Origin of the sequence: Burkholderia sp. MSMB1498, from assembly GCF_001526245.1 — a bacterium.
Taxonomy (GTDB): Bacteria; Pseudomonadota; Gammaproteobacteria; order Burkholderiales; family Burkholderiaceae; genus Burkholderia; species Burkholderia savannae.
The window spans coordinates 1-5,732 of sequence record NZ_LOYJ01000122.1 but is presented as its reverse complement, the minus strand read 5'-3'; the positions used below and the strand labels follow the sequence as shown (position 1 = coordinate 5,732).

5 protein-coding genes and 1 pseudogene are annotated in these 5,732 nt (G+C 71.8%); 3 read left to right on the top strand and 3 right to left on the bottom strand.

Going from position 1 to position 5,732, the window contains the following annotated elements; all coding sequences use genetic code 11:
* A partial coding sequence (locus tag WS91_RS28720) for a DMT family transporter (RefSeq protein ID WP_059671490.1) occupies nt 1-794 on the top strand: 794 nt, incomplete at its 5' end.
* A 488-nt stretch (nt 795-1,282) separates the two neighbouring features.
* On the opposite strand, the gene WS91_RS28715 is transcribed toward WS91_RS28720, so the two are convergent.
* Nucleotides 1,283-2,446, bottom strand: coding sequence for an NRAMP family divalent metal transporter (locus WS91_RS28715; protein WP_197422291.1), 1,164 nt, complete (start codon nt 2,444-2,446; stop codon nt 1,283-1,285).
* A 198-nt stretch (nt 2,447-2,644) separates the two neighbouring features.
* Here WS91_RS28715 and WS91_RS37820 point away from each other — a divergent pair, with 198 nt between their 5' ends.
* On the top strand, nt 2,645-2,779 hold the full coding sequence (locus WS91_RS37820; protein ID WP_257789113.1) for a hypothetical protein: 135 nt from the start codon (nt 2,645-2,647) through the stop codon (nt 2,777-2,779).
* A gap of 449 nt (nt 2,780-3,228) precedes the next feature.
* On the opposite strand, the gene WS91_RS28705 is transcribed toward WS91_RS37820, so the two are convergent.
* Nucleotides 3,229-4,527 carry a protoporphyrinogen/coproporphyrinogen oxidase gene (locus WS91_RS28705; RefSeq protein WP_059671488.1) on the bottom strand — a complete coding sequence of 433 codons (1,299 nt, stop codon included), beginning with the start codon at nt 4,525-4,527 and terminating at the stop codon, nt 3,229-3,231.
* A 78-nt stretch (nt 4,528-4,605) separates the two neighbouring features.
* Between WS91_RS28705 and WS91_RS28700 the strand changes: the two genes are divergently transcribed.
* On the top strand, nt 4,606-5,310 hold the full coding sequence (locus tag WS91_RS28700) for a TetR/AcrR family transcriptional regulator (RefSeq protein ID WP_059671487.1): 705 nt from the start codon (nt 4,606-4,608) through the stop codon (nt 5,308-5,310).
* On the opposite strand, the pseudogene WS91_RS28695 reads toward WS91_RS28700, so the two are convergent.
* Nucleotides 5,289-5,732, bottom strand: a pseudogene (locus tag WS91_RS28695) (threonine ammonia-lyase, biosynthetic); the annotation flags it as partial. The gene WS91_RS28700 and the pseudogene WS91_RS28695 overlap by 22 nt on opposite strands.

Here is a 5,732-nt window from a genome sequence, read left to right as displayed (position 1 = left end):
GCCCCGCGCTGCTGATGCTCGGCCTCGCGACGACGCCCGCCGCGACAAGCGCGCTGCTGCTGAATCTCGAAGGCGTGTTCACCGCGGTCATTGCGTGGGTCGTGTTCCGCGAGAACGTCGACGCACCGATCTTCGCCGGCATGGTCGCGATCGTCTCGGGCGGCGCGCTGCTGTCGTGGCATCCGGGCGCGGCGGGCGTGCCGCTCGGCGCGCTGCTCGTCGCGGCCGCCTGCGCGTGCTGGGCGATCGACAACAACCTGACGCGCAAGGTTTCGACCAACGACGCCGCGACGATCGCGTGCATCAAGGGCCTCGTCGCGGGCCCGGTCAATCTCGGCATTGCGCTCGCGCTCGGCGCGAAACTGCCCGCCGCCGCGTCGACGGCCGCCGCGATGCTCACGGGCTTCGCCGGCTACGGCGTGAGCCTCGTGCTGTTCGTCGTCGCGCTGCGCAACCTTGGCACCGCGCGGACCGGCGCGTATTTTTCGGTCGCGCCGCTGTTCGGCGTCGGACTGTCCCTCGCGCTGTGGCCCGAGTGGCCGCCGCTGTCGTTCTGGGCGGCCGCGGCGCTGATGGCGATCGGCATCTGGCTGCATCTGCGCGAGCGGCACGAGCACGCGCACACGCACGACGCGCTCGAGCACAGCCACCGGCATCGCCACGACGAGCATCATCAGCACACGCACGATTTCGACTGGGACGGCGCGGAGCCGCACACGCATCCGCATCGGCATGCGCCGATCACGCATACGCACGCGCACTTTCCGGACATTCATCACCGGCATTCGCACTGACGGCGAGCGTCGGAATGCAGCCGGCATTGCAACTCGGCGAGTTGAACTCGAAGCCTTGCGGTTGGGGCTTGGGGAACTTTGGGCCGTCGGCGTCAAACTTCGAGTCGTGAGCTTCGAGTCGTGAGCTTCGAGTCGTGAGCTTCGAGGCGTGAGCTTCGAGGCGTGAGCTTCGAGGCGTGAGCTTCGAGTCGTGAGCTTCGAGTCGTGAGCTTCGAGTCGTGAGCTTCGAGTCGTGAGCTTCGAGTCGTGAGCTTCGAGGCGTGAGCTTCGAGGCGTGAGCGGCGAAGCGAGCTTTGAGCTTCGACCTGCAAGCCGCGAAGTACGACGCGTGAAACACGAGCTTCAGACTCGCGGCTCGTGACTTCCGCTTGGCGTCAGCCCAGATTGCGCCGGTCTCGCTCGACTTGGCTGCGGCGTCGGCGTCGACTTCGGCAAACGATGCGTCCACCGTCGAATCGAATCGACGCTCGCACGCCGCCGTCACGCCATCAAGACCACACCCCCGAAGCCGCCCCGACGATTCCCGCGACGCTCACCGCCGCCGCCACCGCCGACACGATCCACAGATAGGCGCCGCGCGGCCGCTGCGCCGGCGGCAGCGCGATTGCCGCGAGCGCGACGAGCAACCCCGCGACGAGCGGCAGCATCACCGCGTTGACCACCTGCGCCGCGACGTTCAGCGACACCAGATCGGGCGCGACCCACACGATCGCCGCGCAGCCCGCGACCGCCGCGACATAGATTCCGTAGAACCAGGGCGCGCGCGTCGGCCGGTCGTCGAGCGAGCGCTCGTAGCCGGCCACCTCGCCGAGCCCCCACGCGAGCGACAGCGAGCAGACGATCGCCGCGACCATCGACGCGCCCAGCACGCCCGCGCCGAACAGCACGCGCGCCGCGTGCGGACCGACCACCGTTTCGAGCGCCGCGCTGATCTCGCCGACGCTGCCGAGCGTGCGCGACGCACCGTCGCCGGCGAGCGTCGCCGCGGCCGCGACGAGCACCGCGCCCGTCAGCAACTGCGTGAGCACCGCGCCCACGGCCGTCTCGGCGCGCGCCGCGCGATGGTCGTCCGGCCCGAGCCGTTTGTCGGCGACGGCCGCCTGCTGATAGAACACCATCCACGGGTTGAAGGTCGCGCCGATCAGCGCGGCCGCGAGATAGCCGAACGGCGCGCCGGCGGCCGGCCGCGCGGCCGCCGACAGCAGCCCCCGCCATTGCGGATGCGCCTTCCACGCGACGACGAAGAACGTCAGCTCGAACGCGCCGATCACGATCGCCGCCTTGTCGACGCGCTTGTGCGAGCCCGTCATCACGATCGCGATCAGCAGCGCGACGGCGGCCGGCAGGCTGACCGAGCGCGGCACGCCGAACATCTCGCCGATGCCGGCGACGCCCGTGAATTCGGTCACGAGCGAACCGAGCACCGCGACGACGAGGCCGGTCGCCGACAGCCACGCCCATCCCGCGCCGAAATGCTCGCGGATCAGTTCGCCGTGGCCGCGTCCCGTGAAGATGCCGAGCCGCACGGTCAGCTCCTGAATCATGTACAGCAGCGGCACGAGGCCGAGCAGCAGCATCAGCGGACCGACGCCCCACTGCACGCCGGCTTGCGCGGCGGTGACGACGTTCCCGGCGTCGCAGTCGGCGAGCATGACGAGAAGCCCCGGCCCCCATAGCGCCGCCCATCGCAGGCGCGCGGGCGGAGTCGATTTCGGCGGAACGGAAGAGCCCGGCATGGTTACTGAAAGGTTGCGTCGGTAGTATGCGGCGGCCGATTGTAGCGCGCCGGGCGCGGCCGGCGCGAGCCGCGGCGAACCGGCGCACGGCGGCACGGCGCATGCCGACCGCGATTGCGCCGCCGCGCCGCTTCCTGCCGCGACGATCACTTCATCCGTGGATTCGATATGGAAACCTATATTCTGCTTGGCATCGGCTTCGGCGCGGGCTTGCTGATCGCGATCTGGGGCATCAGCCAGCTCAAGTGAGCGGCCGCATGCCGAACGACCGTAGCGGCCGCGCGGCAAAACAGCGCGCCGCCGCGCGCGCGTGACCGCGGCAGCGAGCGCGGCGGAAGATTCGCCGCGACCGCGGCGAGACGTGCGCGCTCGCGCGCCGGGCATCGACAAGACCGGAAGCGACGCCTTCCGATGCGCCAGCCCGTCGCGCACGCCATTCCGGGAACGCACGCACGCGTCGGACATGCGCCGATCGCCCGCGGCGGGCCGGAACAGCCGCGCCGTCGCGTCTTCGTCGTCGCCTTCGTTCGTCCGGCTCGATCATCGTGCGCTCGCGGCCGCGCGCGCCCGTTCGTTTGCAACGGGCTCCGCCGCCGCGCCGTAAGCGCCCCCTCCCGCGCGCTGCCCGCCGCCGGCGGCCGACGCGCACGCGCCTCGAACGCCGCGGCGCTCACGCGCGCCTGCTGCGGCAGATCGCGTTACGCACGCGCTTCGAGCAGCCGGCGCGCGGCCCACCGCCCCGTCTCCGCCGCGCCGTCGGTCCACGGCGAGCCCATGTAGTCGCCCGCGAACAGCACGCGCCGGCGCGCGTCCGCGCTCGCGCGGTACGCGGCGATCGCGCGCGCACGGCCGACGGGCGACAACGGCTCCGCCGCGTCCCAGCGCTGCACGTGCGTCGCCACGACCGCGTCGGCAAGCCCCGGCAGCAACGTGCGCGCGTCGTCGAGCGCGACGCGCGCGATCTCGTCGTCCGACGCGTAGCGCAACGCGCTCGCGCATGCATGCCCGAGCATCGCCGACACGACTTCGCCGCCCCCGTCGCCGATCCCGCGCCCGCGCTCGAACGTCAATGCGGCGATGCGGCGCGCATCCGGCGACAGCAGCGCGCCGTACACGCGCCGCAGCCGCGCCGGCGCACGCCAGCCCGGCGCGAGACCGAACGCGACGTGCACGGCACGCGCGTAGCCGGTCGCGAGCAGCACGCGCTCCGCGTCGGTTTGCGCGCGCCAGATGCGGCGCGCGACGGTCGCGGGCGTCGCGACGATCGCGGCGTCGAAGCGCAGCGCGCGATCGCCGACGCGCGCCGTCACGCCGCCCGAGTCCGCCGACAGCGCGTCGACGGGCGCGCCGTAGCGCACGTCGAGCCGGGCCGCGAGCGCGCCGGGCAACGTCTGCCAGCCGCCCGCCACCGCCAGCGCGTGCGCGCCGTCGAAGCCGGTGACGGCGGCGAGCAGCGCGCGCGACGAACCGCGCAGCGACTGGAAATAGAGCCCATGAATCATCGGCGCGAAGATCGCGTCGACGGCCGCGCGCCCGAACGTCTGCTCGGCCCATTGCGCGGCGTCGGCATCGTCGAATTCGGCGAACGCCGCGTAGCGATTCGGATCGAGCGCGCGAATCCTCGCGAGCAGCGCGGCGCGCGCGCGGCCGACGCGCAGGCTGTCGCGCCAGCCGAGCAGGCCGCTCGCGGGAATCGTCCACGGACGGCGCGCATGCACGCGAAAGAGCCGCTCGCCGCGCTCGAACGCCGCCCACGGCGACGTCTTCACGAGCCGCGCCGCGAGCCCCGCCTCGCCGAAGAGCGGCATCAGATGCCGATAGCCGGACGACGGAAACTGCGCGCCGCATTCGATCACGTGACCGTGGAACGGCACGCTGCGAATCCGCCCGCCCGGGCGCTCGGCGGCCTCGACGACGGTGACGTCGCACCCGCCCCGCTTCAATTGCCAGCCGGCGGCCAGCCCGGCGATTCCTGCTCCGACGACGACTACGTGCATGGCGAGGACGACCTCGAGGGTTGAACGAGGCCGTACAATAGCCGCCACGATCGGACCATACAAAGCCTGTACGTTTTCATGGCAAGAACGACAAGAGCGGACTGGATCGCGGCGGGCCTCGCCGCGATCGACGACGAAGGCGCGCAAGGCGTGTCGGCCGACCGGCTCGCGCGCCGCCTGGGCGTCACGCGCGGCGCGTTCTACCATCACTTCGGCAGCCGGAAGGCGTTCGTTCTCGCGCTGCTCGCCGAATGGGAAGCGGCCTACACGACGCAGGCGATCGCGCTGCTGCAAGGCGACGAGCCGCCCGAGACCGCGCTCGACCGCTATCTCGCCGCGGCGTCGCGGATGAACCCGCGCCGCGAGGCGGCGATCCGGACGTGGTCGCTGCACGAGCCGCTCGTCGCCGAATTCCAGCGCCGCGCCGATCGCGCGCGGCTCGCGGCCGCGCATGCGTTCTGCAGGCAGACGCTGCGCAGCGAGTCAGACGCGGCGCTGTTCGCGCAGGTGTCCTACCTGTGCTTCGTCGGCGCGCAGCAAAGCGCGCTGCCGATGGGCCCGGACGATTTCGCGGCGCTGTTCCGCTCGCTGCTCGCGCTCGGCAAGCGGCTGCCGCCGGCGGGCGACGTCGAAGCCGACGGCCACGCCGATCGCGATGCCGATGCCGATGCCGATACCGATGTTGCTCCGGCTCCGGCCCCGCCCGCCGCTCCGTCGCGGCGGGCGAGCAAGCCGGCCGCGCGCCGTTCGCGCGGCGATCGTCAGCCGAGAAACAGCCGATAAGCGGGATGGCCGGTTTCCTCGCGCTGCGGATAGCCAAGCGTCGCGAGGAAGCGGTCAAACGCCGCGTCGTCCGCCCGCGGCACCTGAAGGCCGACGAGGATCGAGCTCGCATCGCCGCCCTGATTGCGGTAGTGGAACAGGCTGATGTTCCAGTCGGGCGCCATCGCGGCGAGGAATTTCATCAGCGCGCCCGGCCGCTCGGGGAATTCGAAGCGGAACAGCCGCTCGTCGCGCGCGAGCGGCGAGCGGCCGCCGACCATGTGCCTCACATGCTGCTTCGCGAGTTCGTCGCCGCTCAGGTCGACAGTGTCGAAGCCGTGCGCGGCGAAGTTGCGCGCGATCTCGTCCGATTCGTCGCGCCGCTTGATCTGCACGCCGACGAAGATGTGCGCCGATTGCGCGTCGGCGATCCGGTAGTTGAA

Bases quoted from the DNA above. Each gene is read 5' to 3' on its own strand.
- WS91_RS28715 (WP_197422291.1), bottom strand. From the start codon at position 2,446: ATGCTCGCCGACTGCGACGCCGGGAACGTCGTCACCGCCGCGCAAGCC.
- WS91_RS28705 (WP_059671488.1), bottom strand. From the start codon at position 4,527: ATGCACGTAGTCGTCGTCGGAGCAGGAATCGCCGGGCTGGCCGCCGGC.
- WS91_RS28700 (WP_059671487.1), top strand. From the start codon at position 4,606: ATGGCAAGAACGACAAGAGCGGACTGGATCGCGGCGGGCCTCGCCGCG.